Annotated in this window: 21 protein-coding genes and 1 pseudogene; 4 read left to right on the forward strand and 18 right to left on the reverse strand. The window is 55.9% G+C overall.

The features are described 5' to 3' along the window. The first annotated feature begins 26 nt into the window (after window positions 1–26). Window positions 27–1556 (forward strand): sensor domain-containing diguanylate cyclase, encoded by a 1530-nt coding sequence (locus Q3O59_RS12450; protein WP_305945883.1) that lies wholly within the window; start codon window positions 27–29, stop codon window positions 1554–1556. Here the strand turns inward: Q3O59_RS12450 and lipA are convergent. The 13 genes from lipA to leuS all read right to left on the reverse strand — a co-directional run bounded on the left by lipA (window position 1543) and on the right by leuS (window position 14333). Then, window positions 1543–2526: a lipoyl synthase gene (gene lipA / locus Q3O59_RS12455; protein WP_305945884.1), complete on the reverse strand. Its 984-nt coding sequence runs from the start codon at window positions 2524–2526 to the stop codon at window positions 1543–1545. The two genes, Q3O59_RS12450 and lipA, sit on opposite strands and share 14 nt — an antisense overlap. Then, a complete protein-coding gene (gene lipB / locus Q3O59_RS12460; protein ID WP_305945885.1) occupies window positions 2519–3208 on the reverse strand; it encodes a lipoyl(octanoyl) transferase LipB in 690 nt (229 codons plus the stop codon). Before lipB ends, lipA begins: the two co-directional genes overlap by 8 nt. A gap of 25 nt (window positions 3209–3233) precedes the next feature. Beyond that, on the reverse strand, window positions 3234–3515 hold the full coding sequence (gene ybeD / locus Q3O59_RS12465) for a DUF493 family protein YbeD (RefSeq protein WP_228591313.1): 282 nt from the start codon (window positions 3513–3515) through the stop codon (window positions 3234–3236). A gap of 86 nt (window positions 3516–3601) precedes the next feature. After that, window positions 3602–4753 carry a serine hydrolase gene (locus tag Q3O59_RS12470; RefSeq protein WP_369812387.1) on the reverse strand — a complete coding sequence of 384 codons (1152 nt, stop codon included), beginning with the start codon at window positions 4751–4753 and terminating at the stop codon, window positions 3602–3604. A gap of 36 nt (window positions 4754–4789) precedes the next feature. Then, the gene (locus Q3O59_RS12475; RefSeq protein ID WP_305945886.1) at window positions 4790–5674 is read right to left on the reverse strand and encodes a septal ring lytic transglycosylase RlpA family protein; all 885 of its coding nucleotides are present in this window, start codon (window positions 5672–5674) and stop codon (window positions 4790–4792) included. 18 nt (window positions 5675–5692) lie between these two features. After that, window positions 5693–6799, reverse strand: coding sequence for a rod shape-determining protein RodA (gene rodA, locus Q3O59_RS12480; protein ID WP_369812391.1), 1107 nt, complete (start codon window positions 6797–6799; stop codon window positions 5693–5695). 5 nt (window positions 6800–6804) lie between these two features. Next, the gene (gene mrdA, locus Q3O59_RS12485) at window positions 6805–8667 is read right to left on the reverse strand and encodes a penicillin-binding protein 2 (RefSeq protein WP_305945888.1); all 1863 of its coding nucleotides are present in this window, start codon (window positions 8665–8667) and stop codon (window positions 6805–6807) included. Between the two features lie 2 nt (window positions 8668–8669). Then, window positions 8670–9140, reverse strand: a complete 471-nt coding sequence (gene rlmH, locus Q3O59_RS12490) for a 23S rRNA (pseudouridine(1915)-N(3))-methyltransferase RlmH (protein WP_305945889.1) — start codon at window positions 9138–9140, stop codon at window positions 8670–8672. A gap of 37 nt (window positions 9141–9177) precedes the next feature. Next, window positions 9178–9498, reverse strand: a complete 321-nt coding sequence (rsfS, locus tag Q3O59_RS12495) for a ribosome silencing factor (protein WP_228591323.1) — start codon at window positions 9496–9498, stop codon at window positions 9178–9180. 77 nt (window positions 9499–9575) lie between these two features. Continuing rightward, entirely contained in the window at window positions 9576–10229 is a 654-nt protein-coding gene (gene nadD, locus Q3O59_RS12500) for a nicotinate-nucleotide adenylyltransferase (RefSeq protein WP_305945890.1), read from the reverse strand. Then, a complete protein-coding gene (gene holA, locus Q3O59_RS12505) occupies window positions 10216–11256 on the reverse strand; it encodes a DNA polymerase III subunit delta (RefSeq protein ID WP_305945891.1) in 1041 nt (346 codons plus the stop codon). Before holA ends, nadD begins: the two co-directional genes overlap by 14 nt. Next, entirely contained in the window at window positions 11253–11744 is a 492-nt protein-coding gene (locus tag Q3O59_RS12510; protein WP_369812388.1) for an LPS-assembly lipoprotein LptE, read from the reverse strand. The genes holA and Q3O59_RS12510 overlap by 4 nt, the downstream gene beginning before the upstream one ends. Continuing rightward, window positions 11745–14333: a leucine--tRNA ligase gene (gene leuS / locus Q3O59_RS12515; RefSeq protein WP_305945892.1), complete on the reverse strand. Its 2589-nt coding sequence runs from the start codon at window positions 14331–14333 to the stop codon at window positions 11745–11747. It lies immediately after the preceding gene. Window positions 14334–14498: 165 nt separating this feature from the next. Here leuS and Q3O59_RS12520 point away from each other — a divergent pair, with 165 nt between their 5' ends. From Q3O59_RS12520 to Q3O59_RS12530, 3 genes are all read left to right on the forward strand, one after another. Beyond that, on the forward strand, window positions 14499–14969 hold the full coding sequence (locus tag Q3O59_RS12520; RefSeq protein ID WP_305945893.1) for a zinc ribbon-containing protein: 471 nt from the start codon (window positions 14499–14501) through the stop codon (window positions 14967–14969). 103 nt (window positions 14970–15072) lie between these two features. After that, on the forward strand, window positions 15073–17466 hold the full coding sequence (locus Q3O59_RS12525; RefSeq protein ID WP_305945894.1) for a Lon protease family protein: 2394 nt from the start codon (window positions 15073–15075) through the stop codon (window positions 17464–17466). Continuing rightward, the gene (locus Q3O59_RS12530; protein WP_305945895.1) at window positions 17456–19369 is read left to right on the forward strand and encodes a TIGR00341 family protein; all 1914 of its coding nucleotides are present in this window, start codon (window positions 17456–17458) and stop codon (window positions 19367–19369) included. The genes Q3O59_RS12525 and Q3O59_RS12530 overlap by 11 nt, the downstream gene beginning before the upstream one ends. A 57-nt stretch (window positions 19370–19426) precedes the next feature. Here the strand turns inward: Q3O59_RS12530 and Q3O59_RS12535 are convergent. The 5 genes and pseudogenes from Q3O59_RS12535 to Q3O59_RS12555 form a co-directional block, all read right to left on the reverse strand. Next, window positions 19427–21362: pseudogene (locus tag Q3O59_RS12535) on the reverse strand (S8 family serine peptidase). Window positions 21363–21550: 188 nt separating this feature from the next. After that, window positions 21551–23131: an apolipoprotein N-acyltransferase gene (lnt, locus tag Q3O59_RS12540; RefSeq protein WP_369812389.1), complete on the reverse strand. Its 1581-nt coding sequence runs from the start codon at window positions 23129–23131 to the stop codon at window positions 21551–21553. A gap of 6 nt (window positions 23132–23137) precedes the next feature. Continuing rightward, entirely contained in the window at window positions 23138–24010 is an 873-nt protein-coding gene (locus Q3O59_RS12545) for a CorC family transporter (protein ID WP_305945896.1), read from the reverse strand. A 35-nt stretch (window positions 24011–24045) separates the two neighbouring features. Beyond that, complete coding sequence (gene ybeY / locus Q3O59_RS12550; RefSeq protein WP_305945897.1) at window positions 24046–24507, reverse strand: rRNA maturation RNase YbeY; 462 nt, start codon at window positions 24505–24507, stop codon at window positions 24046–24048. Beyond that, window positions 24507–25538 (reverse strand): PhoH family protein, encoded by a 1032-nt coding sequence (locus Q3O59_RS12555; RefSeq protein ID WP_305945898.1) that lies wholly within the window; start codon window positions 25536–25538, stop codon window positions 24507–24509. The genes ybeY and Q3O59_RS12555 overlap by 1 nt, the downstream gene beginning before the upstream one ends. Window positions 25539–25561: the final 23 nt, after the last annotated feature.

Raw genomic sequence — 25561 nt, forward strand, 5'->3', positions numbered from 1 at the left:
CCACCGCAACCAGGCTTTGTACTTAAATGAATGCCTATTTAGAACAATTAGCCAAGTCCGTCAGCAAAGCCTCTGATCTTGAGAGCTTAACAAGGCCCTTATTGGCCTTGCTGCAGGAAATGACCAGCCTGGACTCCACCTACCTGACCCGAATTGATGAAGCGGCTGGCTTTCAACAGATCCTCTACGCGGTGAATAGCCGCCAACTGCAGCTGCCGGAAGGGCTGACTGTTCCCTGGCAGGATACGCTCTGTCGGCGTGCGCTGGAAGACGAGTGCTTTATTACTCAGGATGTGCCGGCTGTGTGGGGCGACTCGGAGGCTGCGCGTGAGCTCGGCTTACAAACCTACGTCAGTGTGCCAGTCTATTTGAGTAGTGGCGAATTGTATGGCACTTTGTGTGGTGCCAGCGCCGACAAAGCCGAGGTGGATGAAAAGCATAGCCGTATTCTGCAGCTTTTTGCCCAGCTGATTGCCTGGCAACTGGAACGAGAGCGTCAGCTAACGCTGCAGGCATCTCGGGCCGTTCAAGCAGAAACCCGGCTGCATGCCATGTCCTTGTTGGCGGAGCTGGGTGATCTTTGCTTGTTGGCGACCTCATTGACCGAAGTCTTGACCAAAACCAGTGTGCTGCTGCAGCAATTGGCCGATTGGTCGCTGGTGCTGCCATTTCGGCAACGGGCAGATACCCCCGAGTTGTTGAATCCGGTTCCACTGACCGAGGCACAGCAAGAAGCGGTATTTTACCTGATCCGCTGTTACAGCCAGCAGGCCTTGAATAGTCAGCAACTGCTGTGGTTGTGCGATAGCGATCAGGAGGTGGTGAGAGCCATGCGCCTTACTCTGGGCTTGCAGCCAACCGGGGCTGTGGCCTGCATCACTGCAGAAAATCACCATGAGCTTGATGGCGGCATTTTGTTGCTTAGCGACCGCCGCGACTTACCAGACCCGTCCTTTTTACTGAGTTGCACCAATTACCTCTCTTTGCTGGCAACCCGCTTGTACGACCAGAGCCGCTTGCTGCAAATGAACAAAGAGTTGAGTGTCCATGCCTTGCACGATCCTTTAACCGGCCTGGCCAACCGGCGGTATTTGCTTGAAAGCCTGCAACGTACCATGGCGCAAAAAAATCGGCATGGAGGGAAGTTGTTGTTGGCCTTTATTGACCTGGATAAATTTAAAGCCATCAACGATCATTACGGCCATCAGACCGGCGATGCCTTTTTACAGCAGCTGGCCAGTCGCTTGCAGGGCACGATGCGGGATGGCGATCTGGTTTCCCGCTATGGCGGGGATGAGTTTATTGTGATGGCCTGCGTTGCCGCCGATGCCGATGAAAGCCAGGCAGAAGCCAGTTTGCGCAGCCGGTTGGAGCAGGCTACCACTGGACGTTTTGAACTGCCCGGCGTGGCGCTTGAGTATGCCGGGCCAAGCATTGGCATTGTGCATTGGCAACCGGGCGGTGCTGATATGGAGAGCCTGATCCTGCAAGCGGATCAGGCCATGTATCAGGTGAAACAAGAACGAAAAGCCGCAGCCAAGGCTACGCCGGACTAAAGCTGCTGACAATTTCCTCACCGGCAGCCTGACGATCGGCATGGTAGCTGGAGCGGACGAAAGGCCCGCAGGCAGCATGCTTAAAGCCCAGCTCGTAGGCAATGCGTTTGATCTCATCAAACTCAGCAGGCGGTACATAACGCTCTACCGGCAGGTGATGCTTGCTGGGCTGCAGGTACTGGCCCACGGTCAGCATGTCGACATCGTGTGCCCGTAAGTCTTTCAGCACTTCGATCAGCTCTTCCGTGGTTTCACCCAGGCCAACCATTAAGCCAGACTTGGTGGAAATATGTGGGTGCGCTTCTTTAAAGCGCTTGAGCAGTTGCAAGGACCATTTGTAGTCGGCACCTGGACGTGCCAGCTTGTAGAGCCGGGGTGCGGTTTCCAGGTTGTGGTTGAATACATCCGGCGGGGTTTGCGTCAGGATATCCAGCGCCGTGTCCATCCGGCCACGAAAATCCGGCACCAGCACTTCGATTTTAATCGCCGGGCTGTGCTTGCGGATCTCGCGAATGCAGTTGGCAAAGTGCTGAGCACCGCCATCGCGTAGATCGTCGCGGTCGACCGAGGTGATCACCACGTACTTCAGTTTCATATCCCGAATGGTCAATGCCAGTTTTTCCGGCTCTTCGGCACTGGGTGGTAAAGGCCGGCCATGGGCCACGTCGCAGAAAGGGCAGCGCCGGGTGCAAATGGCACCTAAAATCATAAAGGTGGCGGTGCCGTGGTTAAAGCACTCTGGCAAATTTGGGCAAGCGGCTTCTTCACACACTGAGTGCAAGCCATGTTTGCGCATGGCGCCCTTGATTTCATCAATGCGCTCAGAACTTTTTGGGAGCTTGATTTTCAGCCAGTCCGGCTTGCGCAGCATTTTATCCCGCTCTGTCGGCAGTACCTTAACGGGAATTAAAGCCATTTTTTCGGCGTCACGGAGTTTAACGCCAGGTTGCATACGTGCGGTTTTAGTCATGCTGACAGTCCAATTCGGTCGAGTAGTTTAGCTGGTTGCAGCCAAGTTGCTGGCTGAACTGCTGAATAAGTTGTTGTTCAATGTCGGCCAGTGTTATAGGGCCAAAATCACGGCATTGGATCATTTCAAGGCCGGCATAACCGCAGGGGTTGATGCGGCCAAAAGGCGCTAGATCCATATCGACGTTCAATGCCAGGCCATGAAAGCTGCAGCCTTTGCGAATGCGCAAGCCCAGCGAAGCGATTTTACGCTCATCCACGTAAACACCGGGTGCATCGGCTTTGGCGTAAGCCGCAATATCGAAGCTGGCCAGGGTGTCAATCAGCACCTGTTCCAGCAGGGTCACCAGCTGCCTGACACCCATTTTGCGCCGTTTGATATCCAGCAGCACGTACACCATTTGCTGGCCAGGGCCATGGTAGGTGACCTGACCGCCGCGATCAACCTGCACCACCGGGATATCCCCACTGGCCAGAATGTGCTCGGCTTTGCCGGCCTGGCCCTGGGTAAAGACAGGCTGATGCTGCACAAACCACAATTCATCCGGGCTCTCTGCTGTGCGTTGATCGGTAAAGGCTTGCATGGCCTGCCAAATCGGCAAATAGGGCTGCAGCCCAAGTTGACGGATGATCAACGGGGGCAGGGCTTGATTTATGCTGGATTCCGGTGTCTGTGTCTGCATTGTGAGTGCGTACTGCTAGCATGCATCAAAGCACGTAGCGTACCAGCTCCAGTCGGCTGAGCTCGGTGTACAGCAGTTCCATGTGGGTTTTGTCTTCCACCTGCACAGCGATCCGCACCGAGTGGTAGTTGCCTTTGGCACTGGGTTGAATGCTGGGGCTGTAGTCGGCTGGTGCTGCGTGCTGTTGCAGCACTTCGATGATGTCATCCACCAGGCGCTCATGCGCCACGCCCATGACTTTAAAATGAACCTGGCAGGGAAATTCCAGCAGTGCGTCAAAGTTGGTATTTTTTACAGGGGTTACCATACCGGCCTCCAGATCAAACAACCCGGCTATTTTACTGCATTTCGCCGGGTTGTAACAGGGGGGCTAACGGTTGTGCGTTAAAGCGTTTAGCTAAACAGCATGCGCAGATAGTCCAGCAGTCGCTTAAAGAAGCCGCCGCGCTCAATCGGCTCCAGCGTGGACAGCGGGTATTCGGCCAGCAATTCACCATCCAGGCTGACTCTGAGTGAGCCGACCACCAGGCCGCGTTCGAGCGGTGCCACCAGCTGTTGGTCCATCACCACCTCGGTTTGCAGATTGGCGCGTTGGCCGCGAGGAATGGTCACCAGGCCCTGCTGCCGGACACCCAGCCGGACCGAGCTCACCGCTCCTTGCCAGACTCTGTGCTCTGCGAACACCTGACCAGGCGTGAAAGGCTCGGTGGTCTCAAAAAAGCGAAAGCCGTAGTTCAGCAATTTGCGGTTTTCCTGGGCACGAACCTGCTCGCTGGGAGAGCCCATCACCACCGAGATCAGTCGCATGCCATCCCGGGTTGCTGACGTAATCAAACTAAAGCCTGCTTCGGAGGTAAAACCGGTTTTAATGCCATCGACCGCCAGATTGCGATCCCACAGCAGGGAGTTGCGGTTGTACTGTCGAATGTCGTTGTAGGTAAACTCGCGCTCGGAATAGAGGGCATACATGTCCGGTACGTCGCGAATTAAAGCTTTGGATAAAATCGCCATGTCGCGGGGCGTGGTGCGTTGCTCGGGGTGCTGCAGACCATGGCTGTTGCCGAAGGTGGTGCTGTGCATCCCCAGACGGGCTGCATGGGCGTTCATCAGATCAACAAAGGCGCTTTCGCTGCCGGCAATGTGCTCGGCCATGGCAACGCAGGCGTCATTGCCCGATTGAATCATAATGCCGCGGTTCAGGTCGGCCACCGAGACCTGGGTGCCGACTTCAATAAACATCAGCGATGAGCCGGGAAAATTCCGTGCCCAGGCTTGTTCACTGATGGTGACCATGTCCTGATCGCTGATGTTGCCCGCTTTGAGCTCGGTACCAATGATGTAGGCGGTCATCATTTTGGTCAGGCTGGCTGGTGACAGCAGCATATCGGCATTGTGCTCCGATAGTACCCGGCCGGTATCAAAGTCGACCAGCAAGTGGCCTTTGGCATTCACCTCGGGCGGTGCCGGCACCACAGAGATCGCTTCCGCCTGGCTGATAAACAAGCCGACGACAATAAAAGCAAGACAACGCATTACAGTTTTCATAGCACCTTTCTTTCTGATATCAATAAACCAATCGGGTTAGCTGCATGCCCGGCTGTCGGTAAAGTAAGCCGAAGGATAACGATCGGCCTGCAGTTGCTGCAACCAGTCCTGCGCCTGTTGCGCTGGCACCGGCCCCACCAGCAAACGGTAAAGGCCATTATGGTGACTGATTTTGGTGGTAAAAGCCAGTTGCTGTTCGATCGCCTGGCCGAGTTCTTCGGCGCGTTGATCGTTCTGACTGGCAAAGACCTGGATGTAACAAGCCGGCAGCGGCTGTTGCTCAATCACGGCAACGGGCGTGCTTTCTGTCAGCTCTGGCCGGGCCTGAGCCAGCTGTACTTCAGCCTGCTGCATTGGCTGCATCGCCGGAGAGGCTATCAGCTCAACCTGAACCGGCGCTGTACCTTGTTGCAGCATGCCGATTTTGTGAGCGGCGGCATAGGACAAATCGATGATGCGGTCCTGATGAAATGGCCCCCGATCATTGACCCGGACTATGGCACTTTTCTGGTTGACCAGATTGGTGACTCGAACGTAGGAAGGCAGTGGCAAGGTTTTGTGGGCCGCGCTCATGCTGAACATGTCGTACACCTCGCCATTCGAGGTTTTGTGGCCATGAAACTTCATGCCATACCAGGACGCAATGCCGGTAGCTTTGTACTCGGTCAGCTCAGTTTTAGGTTGATAATCGACGCCAAAAATCCGGTAGGCATGGTTGCCACCCCGGCTCAGAGGTTGGATACTGGGCTCGGGGTCGACCATTTCCAGCAAGGTCGGCAGACGCTCGGGTTTGTGATCCTGCTCAAACTGGTAGCGGCCGGCATTGGGGGAGATATGATCCGAAGACGGCGGTGCCGGCCGATGGCTGCATGCCGTTAACACCAAGCCTGTCACCAATAGCACTATAGAACGAAAGGGCATCAACAGAACTCCTGTTTGTTAGGAAGCCAGCATGCGCTTGTGGGTACCAATGGACATCAGGATGCCAAAAGCAGCCAGCAGCGTGACCATGGAGGTGCCGCCATAGCTGATCAGCGGTAGCGGTACTCCAACCACCGGCAACAAGCCGGACACCATGCCAATATTAACAAAGATATAGACGAAAAAAGTCATGGTGACGCTGCCGGCGACCAGCTTGGAAAAGTTATCCTGGGCGCGGGTGGCAATCAACAAGCAACGGCCAATCACAAACAGATAAAGGCTAATCAGCACCGTGACACCCATCAGGCCGAATTCTTCACTGAGCACCGAAAAGATAAAATCGGTGTGGCGCTCGGGCAAAAACTCCAGTTGCGACTGGGTGCCTTGCAGCCAGCCTTTGCCTTGCAAGCCGCCAGAGCCGATGGCGATTTTGGATTGAATAATATGGTAGCCTGCACCCAGTGGGTCGGTCTCCGGGTTTAAGAAGGTCAGCACCCGGCGCTTTTGGTAGTCGTGCATCACAAAGAACCACATCACCGGCAAGAGTGCCGAAATCAAGGTGGCAATCAGCGCAATCAATCGCCAGCTCATGCCGGCCAGAAACAGCACCATAACGCCCGAGGTGGCAATCAGCAGTGCGGTGCCTAAGTCGGGTTGTTTGGCAATCAACAGGGTGGGGATCAGGCACATCACGAAACCGACCAGCAAGCGCCAGAGCCGGGGAGGCAGGCTGTGGCTGGAGATAAACCAGGCAATGGCCAGCGGCACGGCTATTTTCATGATCTCTGAGGGCTGAAAACGGATGAAGCCCAAATTCAGCCAACGCTGGGCACCTTTGCCCACCTCGCCCACCAGCAGAACGGCCACCAGCATCAGCAGACCTACCACAAAAAGCGGCAAGCCCCAGCGCTTGAAGGTTTGAGGACTGATTTGGGCAAAAATGACCATCACCGCCAGGGCTACGCCCAGACGAACCAGCTGGGCTTGCATCATGGCCTGGCTTTGACCACTGGCACTGTAGAGCACCATCAGGCCAAAGCCCATCAGTGCCAACAGACCCAGCAATAAAGGGGTGTCAATGTGAAAAATGGCCAGACCTTTGGGCCGTTGCGATTCACTGATCACGTCGTTCACTGGTTCACTCCGGCACTGAAGTAATAATCAAACAATTGACGGGCGATAGGGGCGGCGGTACTGCCACCGCCACCGGTATTTTCCACCACCACTGCCACCACTATGGTTGGATCCTGTGCTGGCGCATAGCCAACGTACAATGCATTGTCGCGATGGCGTTCGTACAGCGCATCGGCATCGTATTCGGCATCCTGCGCAATGCTTACCACCTGAGCGGTGCCTGTTTTCCCCCCAGAGGTATAAGCGGCATTGCGAAAGGCGCGGAATGCGGTGCCTTCCGGGGTACTTATGGTTTGCTCCATCGCATCCAGAATCACTTGCCAGTGATTGGCGTCTTGCACCGTCACCGCCTGGTGTCGCTGGTGTTCAACCGGGTTAAGTTGCTCCCCCAGTCGGCTGGCTTGCAACAGCTGGGGCACAATGGCGTCGCCACGATTGACCAACACAGCGGTTGTGGTTGCCAATTGCAGCGGTGTTGCGGTCCAGTAGCTTTGCCCAATGCCCAGCGATACGGTGTCACCGACGAACCAGGGCTCGTTAAAGCGGGCCTGCTTCCAACCACGGGACGGCATAATGGCGGCAGATTCTTCATGGATGTCGATGCCGGTACGTTGACCAAAACCAAAGGCAGTCATGGCATCGTTGATGGTATCAATGCCCATCCGCACCGCCATGTCGTAAAAGTAGGTGTCGTTGCTTTGGATCAGGGCACCATACACATTGACCCAGCCCTGCCCATGCCGCCGCCAGTTGCGAAAACGGCGCGAGTAGTTCGGCAGCTGGTAGTAACCAGGATCCCAAATCCGGTGACTGGGGGTGATAAAGCCCCGATCAAGCCCGGCCAGGGCTAAGTGCGGCTTGATGGTGGATGCCGGTGCATAAATGCCCTGGGTGACCCGATTGATCAGCGGTCTGTCGCGTGAATTCAGCAGGGCGTTGTAATCGCGGCTGCTGATGCCGTGCACAAAAAGATTGGGATCGTAGCCCGGGTTGCTGTAAAGCGCCAGCACGGCACCGCTGCGTGGGTCCAGCGCCACCACGGCACCGCGCAAGCCTTCCAGTGCCTGCTGAGCGGTGAGTTGCAGGCCGACGTCCAGGCTGAGGATTAAATCTTTGCCGGAAATGGCGGGCTCAGAGCGCAAGGTGCGGATCACCCGGCCGCGGTTGTTCACCTCGACCTCCTGATAGCCGACGGTGCCATGCAACAGCTGTTCGTAGTAGCGCTCCAGCCCTATTTTGCCAATGTTGCGACTGGCAGCGTAGTTGGCGGCTAACTCCTGCTCACGCAAGCGCTGCAGATCGTTGCTGTTGATACGGCCAATGTAACCAATGGCATGGGTGAATAAATCCCCAAAGGGGTAGGTGCGGCTGAGCCGGGCCTCCAGCGTGACACCCGGAAAACGATGCTGGTTGACGGCCAGTATCGCAACTTCCTGCTCGGTCAACTGCTCTTTTAGAGCAATGCTGTTAAAGCGCCGCTGACGGCGGACATCCTGCAAAAAACTTTGTTTTTGTTCTGGGCTGATCTCGATTAATTCAGCGAGGGCGGTTAAAGTTTCTTCTAGATTGCGAACTTGCTCGGGGATAATTTCCAGCGAGTGTACCGGGGTATTTTCTGCCAGCAAAATGCCGTTGCGATCGTAGATCAGGCCGCGGTTGGGCGCAACAGGAACCACTTTAATGCGGTTGCCTTCCGAGCGGGTTTGGTACTCGTAGTAAGAGCGCACCTGCAAATGGTACATGTTGAAAAAAATCAGCAGAAAAGCCAGCACCACCAGGCTAAAAGCCACCAAGGCACGGCGCTTAAACAGTTGCGCTTCGGCGGCATAATCCTGAATGGCTTCTCGTTGACGTCGCATGCTTACTCGCGATGATAAGGGTGATTGGTGCAAATACTCCAGGCGCGGTACAGCGATTCTGCCAGCACTACCCGCACCAGTGGGTGAGGCAGGGTCAGGGCGGAGAGCGACCACTTTGCCTCACTGGCGGCAATGCATTCCGGAGCCAGCCCTTCCGGGCCACCGACCAGCAAGCAGACATCCCGGCCATCCAGCTGCCATTGACTCAACTGGCTGGCCAGGGTGGTGCTATCCCAGGCCTTGCCGGTGACTTCCAGTGTCACAATGCGGGCACCTTTGGGCACCGCCGCCAGCATTTTTTCACCTTCTTGCTGCAAAATGCGTTTGATGTCGGCATTTTTGCCGCGCTTTTGCGCCGGTATCTCAATCAGTTCCAGTGGCAAATCTCTGGGAAAGCGACGGGCATATTCCTGATAAGCGGTCTGAACCCAGGCCGGCATCTTGCTGCCAACAGCGATCAACAGCAATTTCATCGGGCCAAGGGCCCGTTACTGCTACTGGTCATGGCGGTTAAGCGCTCCAGAGTTTTTCCAACTGGTAGAAGTTTCGGCTGTCATCCAGCATCACGTGCACCACCACATCGCCCAGGTCCAACAAGACCCACTCGCCCGCCTTGTCGCCTTCAATGCCCATAATGGCAATGCCGGCCTCTTTACTGGCTAAGGCCACGTGGTCTGCAATGGATTTGGTATGGCGGTTGGATGTGCCGGAGCAAATCAGCATAAAGTCGGTGATGCTGGATTTGCCTCGCACATCCAGGGTGACGATATCGCGGCCTTTCATGTCTTCGACTTTTTGCTGCACAAAATTGAGTAATTCGCTGCTTTGCACCTTGTTTCCTTTGAAGATGGGCTAAAACTGAATTTTATCACTTTTTCGCCAGCCTTGTCCCCTCTTTGCCCAACTCTTTACGGGGTCCTTAACGTGTAGAGTCGATGTTGAAGGATATAGTTCCATACGGACTGCGGCAACCAATCCGGGCATTGCTGTAAACTGGGAATTTGTTGCCGCAATTCGGTGGCGGAGATGTCCTGCAGCGCGTTGTTGAACAGCAAAATACGGCCATGACCCGGCTGCTGCAGCTCGGCGGCTGTTTGTATCTGATGCTGTTGCAACAGGGGCTGGCTAGCGGTTGAAACGGTGGCATGCTGCGGGCGCTGACAAACAATTAAATCCGCCCGCTGTAAAATATCCTGCCAGCGGTACCACCGGGTAAACTGATTAAAGGCATCCATGCCTAAAATAAAGGCCAACTGATGCTCGGGAAACTGTTGGTGCAACTGAGCCAGGCTGATGGCGCTGTACGATGGGCGTTGTTGCTGCAGCTCCAAAGGCTCCAGCGCCAGTTGGGGGTAGTCGGCAATGGCCAGTTCTACCATCTGGGCGCGCTGTGCTGCGGACACCCCTGGGCTTGCTCTGTGAGGGGGTAGGTGGCAAGGCATCAACCGGACTTGTTGCAAGCCACAGTGTTGCTGCACTTGCAAAGCGCAGTTCAGGTGGCCGTAATGGATGGGGTCAAAGGTACCACCAAAGATACCAAGCAGTGGTTTAGCCTTGTTCATAACGTTGCAACGAGAAGGTTTTTGGCACCGGGGCCAGAAACAGGCTGCACAGATGGGTCAATGCCAGCGGCAGCGAGATCCCCTGGCCACCTTTGTAGAGCCGGTCAAAACTGGCCAGCTCCAGCAGCAGGTACTGCAGCCAGGAGAGCGGTAATCGTTGCAAGGCTTGCAGGTACAGCGGTTGGCGTTTGGGCCAGATGCCAAGTTGCTTGAACAGCGTTGAGCGCTCTGTGGCTGGGGCCTGTTGCAGTTGCAGCAGTTGCTGCACTTCACGTTGCAGTTGCCAGCAGAGCAGGGTGGGTTCATCATCCTGACCCAGCAGGCGCTCGAGCCGGTGCATGGCCTGGACGCTCTGACCGGCCAGCAGGCTGTCGGTCAGCTGAAACACCGTGAAGCTGGATTGATCGGCCAGATAATCGGATAACACGGCTTCATCCAGCCGGCCACCGCCAAAGGTGAGCAGCAATTTATCCAGATTTTGCCGGGCTGCCAGCAGATTACCGCTGCAATGGTGCAACAGCAACTGGCTGGCTTCGGGACTGAGTTGCAGACCCAGCTGGCGGCACTCTTGCTGCAACCAGCGCTGGAACTGCTGATCATCCAGCGGGTAGCAACTCAGCAGCACCGTGTCTTTGGGCAGGGCTTTGATCCAGCTGAGCTTGCTGACTTCGGCTGGGCTGCGTTCGCCGTGCAGTAGCAGCAAGGCATCGGGATGCAACAAATTAAACAGCGCTTTCAGGTTCGTGCCAATGGCGGCGCTGAATTTTTGTGCCTGGAAATCCAGCTCGACCAGCTGACGGCTGCTAAACAGCGATTGGCTTTGCAGTGCGCTGTAGACTGGCTCCCAGTCAAACTGGGGATCGAGGCGAAAGGACTGGCGTTCATCAAAGCCCTGCTGGCGGGCTTTGGCACGGATCTGATCCAAGGCCTGGTGACGCTGCATCGGCTCTTCACCAAACACCAGATAACAGCTGGCCAGCTGCTGTTGCAGGTGCTGCGACAGCTGACTGGCATAGAGTTTGTTCATGCGCTTAAACGCCCCAGCTGACGCAAAATACGCTGCGCTGCCTGCTCGCGCAGTTCGGCCAGCATCAGCTCCAGCTCGCGGGCTTTGGCCAGTGCCCGGTTGGGATCGTCCTGGTAATCGCGGAACAATTCGAACTCGAAGTAATGCGCGTCCTCATCCGGCAACTGAATACGGTACTGCACCTGATAAATCAGCTCGTATTCGGCTACCTGGCCGTTGGGGAACAGCGACAAAGTGCGGCGTTCCAGGCTGTCGCGCAGCAGCACCACACTGGGGCTGTCTTTGGCCGGCTGGCTGAGCAGGGTGATCTGATGGCTTTGCAGGCGCTGGCGCAAAATCGCCGCCAGCTCCGAATGACGCTCTGCTTCCAGATAGACACCATCAAACAGCTGCAATGGCAGCTGGCCACGCAACTGAAAACCGCAGCCAGACAGGCCCAGCATCAGCAGGGTCAGCAGGCAGGCGGTCAGTCTGGGGCAGGCCTTCACTTAGCCCACCACCAGATTCAGCAATTTGCCCGGCACATAAATGACTTTGCGAATGCTGACGCCTTCAAGGTAGCGCTGCACATTTTCGTCGGCATTGGCTTGTGCCAACACCTGCTCCTGGTTGGCATCAGCCGCCATGGTGAGCTTGGCACGTACCTTGCCGTTGACCTGCACCACTACCAGCTTTTCATCTTCCACCAGAGCTTGCTGGTCGACCTTGGGCCAGTTGCCTTGTTCCAGCTGGCTTTGCTGGCCAAGCTGTTGCCACAGGAATTGGCAAAGGTGAGGCGTGATGGGGTTCAGCATCTGCAGCAGCGCCAGCACAGCCTCCTGCATCACCGCTTTGTCCTGCTCGGTGTCCAGCGGTGCCTTTTGCAGCTTGTTGCTCAGCTCCATAATGGCGGCAATGGCGGTGTTAAAGGTGTAACGCCGGGCCAAGTCGTCGGTGACCTTGGCAATGGTCTTGTGCAGCTCTCGGCGCAGTACTTTTTGCTCATTGGTCAGCTTGCTGGTATCCAGCGGCTGGCTGGGTTGCTGCTGACTGAACTGCTGCACCAGGGCATAAATACGGCGCAAGAAGCGGTGAGCGCCTTCAACCGCCGAATCGGACCACTCCAGAGTTTGCTCCGGTGGAGCGGTAAACATCATAAAGAGCCGCACGGTGTCGGCACCAAACTGTTCAATGACCTGCTGCGGGTCGATGCCGTTGTTCTTCGACTTTGACATCTTGCTCATGCCAGCCGATTGCACCGGCTGGCCATCGCTCCGCAAGACGGCGGAGAGCACCCGGCCTTTGTCATCGCGCTCGACGTGCACGTCCTGCGGCGAGTACCAACTTTTGCTGCCGTTGTCGTGCTCGCGATAGAAAGTCTCGGCCAAAACCATGCCCTGACACAACAGGCGCTTGAACGGTTCATCGGATTGCACCAGGCCGACATCGCGCAGCAGCTTGTGGAAGAAGCGGGCATACAGCAGGTGTAAGATGGCATGCTCAATGCCGCCGATGTACTGATCGACCGGCAGCCAGTAGTTGGCTTTGGCCGGATCCAGCATCGCCTGATCGTTGTTGGGGCAGGTGTAACGGGCATAGTACCAGGACGATTCCATAAAGGTATCGAAGGTATCGGTTTCGTGAAAGGCCGTCTGGCCCTGATAGCTGGTCCTGGCCCATTCCGGGTCGGCTTTGATTGGCGATTGCACACCATCCATCACCACGTCTTCCGGCAAGCGAACCGGCAGCTGTTCGGCAGGTACCGGCACTTGGGAGCCATCGTCCAGCGTCAGCATAGGGATTGGGGTACCCCAGTAGCGCTGGCGAGACACGCCCCAATCGCGCAGCCGGTAGTTCACTTTGACTTCACCACGGCCCAGCTCTGCCAACTTGGCGGCAATGGCACTGAAGGCTGCGGCAAAATCCAGCCCGTCGAACTCACCGGAGTTGACTAGCTTGCCTTTGTCGGTATACGCCTGTTGGCTCAAGTCCACTGTGCTGCTGTCGTCGAGCGGGGCAATGACTTGCTGCACCGGCAGTTGGTATTTGCCGGCAAATTCGTAATCGCGCTGATCATGCGCCGGCACCGACATCACGGCACCTGAGCCATAGTCCATCAACACAAAGTTGGCAACCCAAATCGGCACTTGCTGGCCGGACAGCGGATGCAGGGCGAACAAGCCGGTGGCCATGCCCTTCTTCTCCATGGTCGCCAGCTCGGCTTCAGCGACTTTGCCGCCTTTGCACTCATCAATAAAGGCCGCCAGTGCCGGATTGGTTGCCGCCGCCTGCAGCGCCAGTGGGTGCTGAGCAGCCACCGCCATGTAGGTCACGCCATACAGGGTATCGGGTCGGGTCGTAAACACAGAGACTTGCTGCTCGGAGCCAACCACATCAAAGGTGATCTCGACCCCTTCTGAGCGGCCAATCCAGTTTTTTTGCATGGTGCGGACTTGCTCGGGCCATTCGTCCAGTTGATCCAAATCGGCCAGCAACTCTTCGGCGTAATCGGTGATTTTAATAAACCACTGCGCCAGTTCGCGCTGCTCGACCAAAGCGCCAGAGCGCCAGCCCCGGCCATCAATCACCTGCTCGTTGGCCAGTACGCACTGATCGATCGGATCCCAGTTCACCGTCGACATTTTTTTGTACACCAGGCCTTTTTCGTACAGCTTGGTAAAGAACCACTGCTCCCAGCGGTAGTATTCCGGCTGGCAGGTGGCCAGCTCGCGCGACCAGTCGTAGCCAAAGCCTAAACGCTTCAGCTGGGTGCGCATGTAGTCAATGTTTTCGTAGGTCCACTTGGCCGGTGCTGTTTTGTGGTTGATGGCGGCGTTTTCCGCCGGCAGGCCAAAAGCATCCCAACCCATCGGCTGCATCACATTCTTGCCCTGCATGCGCTGAAAACGGCTGATCACATCGCCAATGGTGTAGTTGCGCACATGCCCCATGTGCAGTCGCCCGCTTGGATAGGGGAACATCGAGAGGCAGTAGAATTTCTCTTTGCTGTCGTCTTCGACCACCTTGAAAACCTGATCGTTCTCCCACTGCTGCTGCAAAGCAGTTTCTATCTGGTGCGGATTGTACTGTTCGTGCATTAACGTCTTCCAAACTAAGCATCAAAAAGGGGCTCTCAGCCACCGGTTCGGCAGGGTGTGTGAGGGCGCGGAAAAATTCGCTATAGGATACCGCAGCCACCGGCTGACAACAACTTGAAAACAGCTTTGCTATACTGGTGATTACAGCCGTTGTCAGGAGGAAGTATGGATCTGAAAAAGAAGTACCAGACGTGGTTAACGCAATTGACCGAGATGCTTAGCAGTGCCGAGAAAGAGTCGGTGGAGCAATTGATGGCGTTGAACGAGGATATCCGGGCCTATTTTCAGGCCGGGAAAGATTTAACCGCGCATGAAACCCGGCTGTTTGTCGAAACCCTAAAACGGCAGTGGCAGGAGGCCGACCCCGATGCGGGCGAAGAGCAGCCATCGCTCTGGCCCGAAGCCTTGTGGTACGAGTTGGCCCAGATCACCGATCGCAGTCAGGTCGAGTGGCAGGAAATTTTGGAAGACTTTCGCCACAAAGGCGTCTACTTTCAAGGCGAGCGCGTTGGCATGGGCTGTTATCGCTGTGAGGAGTGCGGTGAACGGGCCAATTACTACCACCCGGCTGAATTGTTGGCCTGCAGTCAGTGCGGTGGGGTGCGCTTTAACCGCGAAGGGGTGCCGCTCGATTAAAGTACCGACCCAGGCTTGCGGCCAGAAATTCACTGGTCGCCGAAAGGTGGCTGTGCGTATAATAGCTTTTTTCGCATGAACCTCATGGATTGCAAGGACTTTCATGGCCCATTCCTTAGATTCTCTGGCGCTTGCGCCGCATCAGCTGGTTCCTCAGCTTCGCAATGACTGGTTAAAACACAGCATCACCGAAACCGATCTCACCCCGGCCTTTATTGGTCAGGATCGCGCTAAAGCCGCGCTGCAATTTGCCATTGGCATGGACATGCCCGGTTACAACCTGTACGTGATGGGCGAGCCGGCGCTGGGGCGTTTTACCCTGGTGCAGGATATTTTGCAGCATGCCGCCGCCGAGAAAGCCACACCGGACGAGTGGTGCTACCTGAAAAACTTTGACGACGAACGCTTGCCTCTGACCCTGCGGTTGTTGCCGGGTGAGGGCAGAGCTCTGGTCAAGCGGGTGGAAGAGTTGATGGATGAAGTGCTGGATACCTTTCCGGCAGCCTTTGACAACCCCGGCTATCAGCGGCAGAAAAAAGCCATTCAGCGCACCTTTGATCAGCGCTACGAAGCGGCACTTGAAGCGGTAGAGCAAAAAGCGCTGGAGAAAAAAGTGGTGCTGTACGAAGAAAACGGCACCGTCAGCTTCGCCCCGCTGATTGATGGCAAGCCGCTGGACGACAGCGAGTTTAACAAGCTCAGCGACGAGCAGCGCCAGTACTTTTACGATCTGGTTGGTGAGCTGGAAACCATCTTAAACGAGCAATTGATTGAACTGCCGCAGTGGAAGCGGGATGTCTCCGAGCAGCTGCGCGAACTGCGCAAAGCCACCATCGAGCAGGTGCTAAAACCGCTGTTTAAAGCGCTGGAGCATCACTACGTGGCCGAGCTTGGGGTGTTGCGCTATTTGCGCGATATGCGGCCCCATTTAACCAAGCTGGTGCTGGAAGTCTTGCCGGAAGAAACCGAGCCGGAAAAAAACGAAGAGCTGGATATACGCACCCTCTTTATCGAGGAGTTTGTGCCCAATGTGCTGGTGCATCATGCTGCGATGGATGGTGCTCCGGTGGTGTTCGAGCCAATGCCGACCTATGGCAACCTCTTTGGCCGGGTGGAGTACGCCACCAGCGGTGGCTCCTTGTACACCAACCACCGGATGATCCGACCCGGCGCCTTGCACCGGGCCAATGGTGGCTATTTGATCCTCGACGCCGACAAGTTGTTGCCGCAACCGCAGGTGTGGGAAGCGCTCAAGCAAGCGTTAAAAAGTGGTGAGCTGTTAATCGATACCTTAAGCGAGCACGCGGTCACCAATTCCACCATCATTACCCCCAAAGCCATACCGCTGCAGGTCAAAGTGATTCTGATGGGATCGCGCGATCTGTATTACCTGATCCAGGAAGTGGATGAGGAGTTTAATGAGTTGTTCCGGGTGCTGGCCGATTTCGAGCATTACCTGCCCTATCAGCAACACACCCTCAATTACATGATGCGGCAAATCCGGCTGCAAATGCAGGAGCTGGGGTTGCAGCAGTTGTCCGAATGTGGTTTTGAACGCTTGCTGCAATTTAGCTTTCGCCAGGCCGAGCATCAGCACAAATTATCGGCCCGTTTTGCCGATGTGCTGGAGCTGGTGCGTGAGGCCTGCTACTACGCCACTCAGGCGGGCAGCGACACTCTGACTGCCGATCACGTCCGCGCGGCACTGGCGGGCAAGCAATACCGCACCGGCCGCATCAGCGAAGCGTTTTTGGAAGATATTGAGCAGGGACAGATCCTGATTGACAGCAGTGGCCTGGCGGTTGGCAAGGTCAATGGCCTGACGGTGCTGGAAATTGGCGATACCACTTTTGGCACCCCGGCCCGCATCAGTGCCACTGTTTTTGCCGGTGCCTCTGGCGTGGTGGATATTGAGCGGGAGGTCGAGCTGGGCAAAGCCATTCACTCGAAAGGCGTGCTGATTTTAAATGGCTTTTTAGGCGCGCGTTATGCCCGCGACTTTCCGCTGACGCTCTCGGCCAATATTGCGATGGAGCAATCTTACGGTCACATCGATGGCGACAGTGCCTCCCTGGCCGAGATTTGCGCTCTGATTTCTGCCATTACCCAGATCCCGATTAAACAGAGTCTGGCCGTCACCGGCTCCATCAACCAGCATGGTGAAGTGCAGGCCATTGGTGGCGTCAATGAAAAAATCGAAGGCTTTTTCCGCTTATGTCAGCTGCGCGGTCTGACAGGCGAGCAGGGCGTGGTGATCCCGGCCAGCAATCAGCTGAACCTGGTGCTGAACGAAGCCGTGCGCCAGGCGGTAAGTGATGGGCTCTTTCATATTTATGTAGTGAAAAACGTGGATGAGGCCTTGTACCTGCTGACCGGCGTTGAACCGGGTGAGCAGGGCCGGCGCGGTGCTTATCCAAAGAAAACCCTCAATGCCATGGTGCTGAAGCGCTTGACCGAAATTGCCGATATCGTCAACGGAGGCGCTGATGACGAGTGAGCAAGCGCCGGCACCGGCCAGTCCGGTGCCTTGGGTGCTGCTGTGCCAGCCGATGGACCAGCAGCTGGTGCAGCAACAGATCGTGCCACTTTTGACGGAGCAGGGCATTGAGCCAGAGCTGTGTCTTTGGAGCAGCAAGCAAAGCCATCTGTTTCAGCCGGAGCAGCGGTTGCTGTGTTATCTGCCCGATGAAGCCTTGCGCGAGCTGGTGCAGCAGGCGCGGCAGAATCAATGGCCGCTGGCTTTGTTGCCGCACCCGGAGATGAAACATGCCCGCTATGGTTTTGGCATCAGCGGCGATATGGCACAGGCCATTGAGGATGCTCTGTATCGCGATCCTGAAGCGCTGGATTTGATGCTGTGCAATGAAACGCCGGTGTTTAACTCGGTGGTGGTGGGCGATACCTTTTCGCTGATCCCAGGCGAAGCGCTGGCCGAGCGGTTGGCGCTGCGGGTAAAACGTTTTTTTCGGCTGCTGGCAAAAGTTGGTCAGGTAACCTTCAGTGCGGTCAAGCTTTGCACCCACAAAGGCAAAGAGCTGGATACGGCGGCCCTGGGCATTGTTGCGGTGGAGCATGGCCGAAGCTCGGTGCTGTCACGGCGGCTGGTGGATGACTCCAGTGCCAACGATGGCATGTTGCATGCGCTGGTCTTGGTGCCGCGCAGTGTGTTTGAGATGCTGCGTTTTTTGTTTGCGGCCTTGTTTTTACGGGATTACTGGAACAAGGGCACCCCATCCTTTGTGGGCCATATCAAGACCAGCAGTTTGCGCATTCAAAGCCCGAAACTGATCCGTTATACCCACGATGGCTTGCTGGAGAAAACCAAAGAGCTGATGCTGCGGGTGGAGCCCCGCTGTCTGAAGATGGTGCCTGGTCGTCATCTGGCAGTAGAAGACCAGCCAGCCGAACAAAAAGAGGTCTTTAAAACCCAGCCGCTGCCAGCCGGCAAAGCCAAGACCGAGCTGGTGACCTATCCGCTGCCCTGGATCCATCATGCGGCCACCGAAGAATTTAAAGAGCTGTTTTTAGCGCTGCGGGAGAGTGCCAAAGCCACGCCTGCCTACTTAACCCTGATGGTGCTGGCGACCTTGCTGGCCACCTTTGGCCTTTTTGCCAATTCAACCCCGGTGATTATTGGCGCGATGATCCTGGCCCCGCTGATGGGCCCCATTATCTCAATGGCGCTTGGCACACTGCGTCAGGATGAAGGCCTGATGCTGACCAGCGGTCGCAGCATTGCGGTAGGGACAGGCCTTGCCATTGGCTGCGCTGTGCTGGCCACCTGGTTGATTCCGCTCAATACCATCAACAGTGAAATTGCTGCCCGCATCAGTCCAACCTTGCTCGATTTGGGAGTGGCGGTGGTGTCCGGCATTGCCGGTGCTTACGCTCATGCCCGGGCTGAAGTGGCGAAAAGTCTGGCCGGGGTGGCGATAGCGGTGGCACTGGTACCGCCGTTGGCCGTTGCCGGTATTGGGCTGGGTTGGGGTGATTTCAGCGTATTCTGGGGCGCTTTTTTGCTGTACCTGACCAACCTGGTTGGCATTATTCTGGCGGCCGTTTTAACCTTTTTACTGCTGGGCTACAGCCCATTTCACCGGGCGCGGCGTGGCCTGGCCCTGACCTTCTTGCTGGTGGTGTTGCTAAGCATTCCGCTGGCGCTTAGTTTTTCGCACATGGTGCAGGAAGGGCGTATCAAGCAGCAATTGGAAGGCCTGGTGCTGGACGACGTTCAGCTGCGCCAGGTGCAGGTGCGCCCTGGTAAACCGGTCAATATATCGGTGACCCTGGTGTCGCGCAGTACCATTGATGAGCAGCAGATGGATGCCATCAAGCGCTTGATAGAGCAAAAGCTGGCGCAGGACGTGGAGCTGGAAATCGGCACCCGGGTGATTCGCTAGGTTGGCGATAAAAAACAAGGCCTGCACATATAGGCCTTGGTGTTGCTGTGTGATCTGTTAGTAGAAAACAGTCACGCTGTCCGAGCAGCTGTCAGTGCCGGCTTCACAGATGCGGTAGCTCAGGCTGCCCCCACCTCGGATGTCTGTCACGTCGGTGTAGCTGCCGGTGTTGCTGAGGGTTGCAACTTTGCTGTTGTCACGGAACACATCCACCTGGCTGGTGGAAGCGCCAGACCAGCTCAGATCGGTGCGAACCCGGCCTTGTACTTTGTAGACAAAGGCGTCCAGCTGGATGCTGTTGCCGTCATCACCGCCGTTATCACCCCCATTGTCGCCACCGTTATCACCACCGTCGTCGCCGCCATTGTCACCGCCATCATCGCCACCATTGTCACCACCGGCACAGCCGAAGGTGCTCAGGTACTGATGGGCTTCCAGAGCTTTGACGATGCCGTAGCCAAAGTAGACGTCTTTGCCTGGGGCGCCGGCGTCTTCTGCGGTGGCTTTCAAGGCGTCACGGATTTCGGTACCGGTGCAGTGTGGGTGATGCGACCAAACCAGAGCTGCTACACCTGCAACGGCAGGCGTGGCCATCGAGGTTCCGCTCATGTAGCCATAATCGGCAGCGCCAATCTCAATGCTGGCGTTGTTGGCCGCCAAAATGCTGCTGCGGTCTTCCTGCGCTGCACCAACGGCTGGAATGGAGGTTTGGTTGCTGGTGCCCAGAGTGCCGTACAGCATGCCTGGTTCGTTGTTGATCAGAATGGCGCCAATGCCACCGGACAGTTGACAGTTGCGTACTTTGTCGTGGAAGGAGATTTGGCCACGATCGATGGTACAGATTTTACCGGCGGCTGCGGAGTCGGTGGCAGTTGCCAGACCCATGTAATAGGTTTGAGCACTGACTGAGCCCATGTTTTCCATGGCGGAGGCAGCGACGCCATTGCCATTGATCGTCAGGCTGGCCAGAGTAGCGCCACCGGATGGGTAAGTTGATAGGGTATCCACGCCACCGGCTGTGACTTCAACACAGAGACCATCGTGCGTTTCAGTGGTGCGGTTATTACCACGGCCGGTGGTAATGGTGCAGCTTGGGTGCTGCGAGAAGGATGCAATCTCGTTGTTGGCATCGTTGGCACCGACCATCATCACAGACTTGTAACCCGCAGGGTAAGAGCGGGTGGTATTGCCTGAGTTGCCAGCTGCTGCGATGGCCAGGCCGCCATTGGCAGTAAAGTTGTTAAAGGCATTTTCTTCGGTGCTGCTGGAGCCGCCACCGCCTAAACTCATATTGATGATTTCGGCCCCAGCTGCAGCGCAGAGGTTGGCCGCATGGGCCAAGCTGGAGGAGTATCCCCATCCACGCTCATTAAATACTTTAATGATGTGCAATGGGTTGCCCGGAGCCATACCGACCACGCCGAAAGTATTGTCGGCCGCTGCAATGGTGCCGGCAACGTGGGTACCATGTGGTCCGCCGTCGCGGAACCAGTCACCGGTACCGGAGTCACTGTCGCCGGTGATACGAGACCAGACAAAATCCGGGTTGTAGCCGCCGGTTTCACCGGTTTCACGGGAGATACCAGAGTCAATAACACAGACTTTCTTGGCATTGTGCAGCTGCAGATCCAGCAGGTTGGCCTGGGACTGGTAAACCGCATAAGGGGTCAACTGCATGGTATTGGGGTTGCCGGCATCATCTTGATACAGCGACATCGGATAGCGACGCTGATCCACTTCAATCAGCTTGATATGGGGGGTTGTTTAACAGGCCCCGAACATCGTTCAGACTTTTGCCATCGAAGGTTGCTGCAATAAAACCATCGGCATCCAGCTCAATCTGACCACCCAAGCGGACGCTAAGGGCTTTAATCAGGCCTTTTTTGTCGTTGTCGACCTGAATAATGTAGCGATGATTATCCGCTGCCTGAGCAGACAAACCTAAAGCGAGCAGCAAGGAAGCTGCTACAGGTGTGTAGTGACGTAGTTTCATGGGTCGTAGTTCCTGGTATTTTATTATAATGTCACGTCTTGTGCTGCTTATCGCAACAAAGGTGCGTTTTATCTCGTTGATCATTGCCAACGGTAATTTTTTATAGCAGGAGGCGGCGTTTCAAAGCAACACTTAATTACAGATTTTACTAATTTATAGTGGCTTGTTTATTCAGTGTTTACAGTGGGCTATTTGATTTGCTTTCGAGCGTCTTGAGTTAACTTTAAGCTGGCTGGATAGACGGCTAAGAGCAGCAACAGTAAGGATAGGATCCAGAGCGGCCAGTCGTGGTAGCGGCTGTAGGGGGTGCTGCCGCTGCTGAGCTGCATGGTGTCGGTCAGCACGCCTGCTTCGAACTGCGGCAATTGCTGCTGAATGCTGCCATCGGCCGCTATGGTGGCGGTGATGCCGTTGTTGGTAGCACGCAACAAGGGGCGGCCAAACTCCAGTGCCCGCATCCTGGCAATTTGCAGGTGCTGGTGTGGGCCGATACTGTCACCAAACCAGGCATCGTTGCTGACGGTCAGCAGCAAGTCGGTGGTATCGGGGTTGAAATTGGCGGCCAACTGCCGTGGAAAGGCTATTTCAAAGCAAATGGCTGGCAGCAGCACCGCATCGTTGGCGATCAGGTTGGTCTGCACAAAGTCGCCGCGGCTAAAAGAACTCATTGGCAAATCAAAAATCGGGGCCAAAGGCCGCAACAGGCTTTCAAAGGGAACAAACTCGCCGATGGGCAGCAGGTGGTGTTTCTCAAAACGGTTGCTGTGGCCCGGTTGGTAGTGACCGCCCGGATCGCTTTGGCGGCGCTTGCCCAGGGTGATCAGGCTGTTCCAGGCTTCTAAACTGTAAAAGTTGTAGTCGATAATGCCGGTGATCAAACTGCTTTGATACTCCGCCAGCAAGGCATCGAGCTCGAACAAAAACGGCTCAGCTAGCACCTCCACCCGTGGAATGGCCGCTTCAGGCCAGATAATCAGCGGAGTTCCCAGGTGCGGCGTGGTCAGCTCCAGATACAGCCGCATGGTGCTGACTTCCTGCGCCGGATCCCAACGCAGCTCTTGTTTGATGTTGCCTTGCACCAGGGCCACATCCAAGGTGTTGCCGTTTAGCTGCCAGCCATGCCAGTTGCCGATAAAAGGCGTGCTTAGCCAAAGTGCAGCCGCCAGCAGCAGCATTCGATAGTGTCTTTTGAGCAGCGCATGACTGAGGGCTGCTGTGCTTAGCAACAGCACAAAGGTGATGCCGGTTTCACCAATCAAGGGCGCAAATTGGCGCAGCGGCCCCTCGATTTGGCTGTAGCCGGGCGACAGCCAGGGAAAACCGGTCAGCAGCCAGGAGCGCAGGGCCTCCAGCAGCACCCAGCAGGCGGCCAACAGCAACGGCAACGCTCTGTGTTGCCGAAACCAAAAAGCACTAAGAGCAAACAGCAGTGGGTAAAGGGCCAGATAGGCACTGAGCAGCAGCAATAAAGCCAGACTCAGCAGCAAGGGCAGGCCGCCGAACTGTTCGATTGGAATGTGCACCCAATTAAGGCCGGCGGTAAAGTAGCCAAGGCCCCAGCAAAAACCCAGCCAGGCCGCTTGCTGCCAGCGCTGGCTGAATGAGACCAGAGTGCAGAGCGCCGTCAAAGTAAGCAGCGGTAGCCACCAGAAGGTAAAAGGCGCAAACGCAAAGGTAGTGCTGGCACCGATGCTTGCCATCACCGCCGCGGATAACCAGCGCGATTGCAGCAGCCGATTTAACCCTGAGTGCAGCTTAGTGGTGCTCACGGACCCCTAGTCCTGCTCGCTGCACTGCGGTGCCTTGCCGTTGATCACTTGCAATTGCAGCAAACGGCGGCTGTTGGCTTTGCTGACTTTAAACAAGAGCCCTTCCAGCTCAATGCTTTCGCCACGCTCTGGCATATGGCCAAAAGCATGCAGCACAATGCCGCCAATGGTATCGGCTTCTGTCTCGTTAAAGCGACTGCCAAAATGCTGGTTAAATTCATCCAGTGGCGTCAAGGCACTGACCTGAAAGACATTGCTGGCCATTTTTTTGATATCGACGTCTTCGTCGTCATCGTGCTCGTCTTCAATTTCACCGACAATTTGCTCGAGAATATCTTCGATGGTCACCAGGCCAGAGACACCGCCATACTCATCGACCACCAGCGCCATGTGGTAGCGTTTTTGCCGGAACTCTTTTAGCAGGGCATCAACCCGCTTGCTTTCAGGGATAATCACTGCAGGTCGGATAATGTCACGCAAGTGACATTCCACCGAGTCAGGTTGGAAAGCAAAGCGCAGCAGATCTTTCACCAGCAAGATGCCTTCAATGTGATCTTTGTCTTCATTGATGACCGGGTAGCGGCTGTGATTGTTTTCCAGCAGGGTGGGTAAAATTTGTTGAATGGATTGCTCGATATCCAAAGTGGTCATTTGCGAGCGGGGGATCATGATGTCCCTGGCCCGCATTTTGGAAACATCAAGCACGCCATGCAGCATGCCTTTGGTATCTTCATCGATCAGCTGGTTGTTGGCAGCCTCGCTGATCACGCTTTCAAGTTCTGAGACATCTTGTGGCTCGGCGTTGAACATTCCGGCCAGTCGATCCAGCCAGGATTTCGGCGCCGAACCGCGGCCCGAGTGGGGGTTGTCGTCACTCATGAATGAATACTATGCTCCAGCAAGTCATTGGGATCTTACTCTGCATCCGTCAGGTAAGGGTTGTTGAAACCAAGTTTGGCCAGCAAGTCTATTTCCAGCTGCTCCATCTGCTCGGCTTCGTCCTCCTTTATATGGTCAAATCCCAGCAAATGCAAGCACCCATGAATCACCATATGGGCCCAGTGTGCTTCTGCTGTTTTGCCCTGGGCTTTGGCTTCAGTAGCCACGACTTCGGCGCAAATCACCAGATCGCCCAACAGCGGCAGCTCCAGGCCAGGTGGGCACTGAAAGGGGAAGCTGAGCACATTGGTGGCTTTGTTTTTGCCGCGATATTGATGATTGAGCTGGCGGCTTTCTTCGCTGTCCACCAGTCGGATGGTGAGCTCTGCCTGATCCCGATAGTCAGCCAGTGCCAAACTGGCCCAGGTCTGAAACTGGGACTCTGTCGGCAGCTCTGCAGCGTCGGTGGCCTGCTGCAGGTCCAGTTCAAGCAACATCAGCTGCGCGACCTGCGGGCTTTGGCTGACTGTGGTGCTTCGGACTCTGTGGTTGCCAACTTTTCGGCTTCATGAGCTTCGTACGCCAGGACGATTTGCTGCACGATGGGGTGACGAACCACGTCTTTGGCGTCAAAGTAATTCATGCTGATGGCCTCGACGTTGGACAACACATCAATGGCATGTTTCAAGCCGGAGTACTGGCCACGGGGTAAATCGACCTGAGTGACGTCGCCAGTGATGACGGCTTTGGAGTTAAAGCCAATCCGGGTCAGAAACATTTTCATCTGTTCGACCGTGGTGTTTTGCCCCTCATCCAGAATAATAAAGGCATCGTTTAAAGTACGACCACGCATGTAAGCCAGCGGCGCAATTTCGATGATGCCACGCTCGAGGTATTTTTCGACCTTATCGTAGCCGAGCATTTCAAACAGGGCGTCGTACAGCGGGCGCAGGTAAGGGTCGACTTTTTGCGATAAATCGCCGGGCAAAAAACCCAGCTTTTCACCGGCTTCAACCGCCGGCCGCGTCAACACAATACGCCGTACCAGATTTTTCTCCAGCGCGTCCACGGCGCAGGCGACGGCTAAGTAGGTTTTGCCGGTGCCGGCCGGGCCTATGCCAAAGATCACATCGTGCTTGAGCACATTGCCGACGTAGCGTTTTTGATGCGGGTTGCGCGGTGTCAGCAAACCTTTCTTGGTTTTCAGACTAAAGTCGGCCGATGCGGAGGACTCCGGGCTGGCATTTTGTGCCTGTTGAATCATTAAATGGACCTGCTCTATGCTGAGTTCCACCACTTTACCTTGCTGCTGGGTATCGCGGTAGAGGTGATCAAGGACAAAGTAGCCAGCGCGTACCGCAGCCGCATCGCCCTGCAAGCGGAAGTGCTCATCCCGGTGCGCAATGTTGATTTTCAGGCGCTGCTCCAGCAAACGCAGATGCTCATCGAAAGGACCGCAAAGCGACAGCAGCCGTTGTTGATCGGCTGGGCTGGCGCTGAAGGTTTTTTCATTGACTGTGCTGCTCAAAGGCGGCCTCGTGTGGTAACAGG

It is taken from the genome of Alkalimonas delamerensis (genome assembly GCF_030717955.1).
Taxonomy (GTDB): Bacteria; Pseudomonadota; Gammaproteobacteria; order Enterobacterales; family Alteromonadaceae; genus Alkalimonas; species Alkalimonas delamerensis.

Bases quoted from the DNA above. Each gene is read 5' to 3' on its own strand.
- Q3O59_RS12450 (WP_305945883.1), top strand. From the start codon at position 27: ATGAATGCCTATTTAGAACAATTAGCCAAGTCCGTCAGCAAAGCCTCT.
- lipA (WP_305945884.1), bottom strand. From the start codon at position 2,526: ATGACTAAAACCGCACGTATGCAACCTGGCGTTAAACTCCGTGACGCC.
- lipB (WP_305945885.1), bottom strand. From the start codon at position 3,208: ATGCAGACACAGACACCGGAATCCAGCATAAATCAAGCCCTGCCCCCG.
- ybeD (WP_228591313.1), bottom strand. From the start codon at position 3,515: ATGGTAACCCCTGTAAAAAATACCAACTTTGACGCACTGCTGGAATTT.
- Q3O59_RS12470 (WP_369812387.1), bottom strand. From the start codon at position 4,753: ATGAAAACTGTAATGCGTTGTCTTGCTTTTATTGTCGTCGGCTTGTTT.
- Q3O59_RS12475 (WP_305945886.1), bottom strand. From the start codon at position 5,674: ATGCCCTTTCGTTCTATAGTGCTATTGGTGACAGGCTTGGTGTTAACG.
- mrdA (WP_305945888.1), bottom strand. From the start codon at position 8,667: ATGCGACGTCAACGAGAAGCCATTCAGGATTATGCCGCCGAAGCGCAA.
- rlmH (WP_305945889.1), bottom strand. From the start codon at position 9,140: ATGAAATTGCTGTTGATCGCTGTTGGCAGCAAGATGCCGGCCTGGGTT.
- nadD (WP_305945890.1), bottom strand. From the start codon at position 10,229: ATGAACAAGGCTAAACCACTGCTTGGTATCTTTGGTGGTACCTTTGAC.
- holA (WP_305945891.1), bottom strand. From the start codon at position 11,256: ATGAACAAACTCTATGCCAGTCAGCTGTCGCAGCACCTGCAACAGCAG.
- leuS (WP_305945892.1), bottom strand. From the start codon at position 14,333: ATGCACGAACAGTACAATCCGCACCAGATAGAAACTGCTTTGCAGCAG.
- Q3O59_RS12520 (WP_305945893.1), top strand. From the start codon at position 14,499: ATGGATCTGAAAAAGAAGTACCAGACGTGGTTAACGCAATTGACCGAG.
- Q3O59_RS12525 (WP_305945894.1), top strand. From the start codon at position 15,073: ATGGCCCATTCCTTAGATTCTCTGGCGCTTGCGCCGCATCAGCTGGTT.
- Q3O59_RS12530 (WP_305945895.1), top strand. From the start codon at position 17,456: ATGACGAGTGAGCAAGCGCCGGCACCGGCCAGTCCGGTGCCTTGGGTG.
- Q3O59_RS12545 (WP_305945896.1), bottom strand. From the start codon at position 24,010: ATGAGTGACGACAACCCCCACTCGGGCCGCGGTTCGGCGCCGAAATCC.
- ybeY (WP_305945897.1), bottom strand. From the start codon at position 24,507: ATGTTGCTTGAACTGGACCTGCAGCAGGCCACCGACGCTGCAGAGCTG.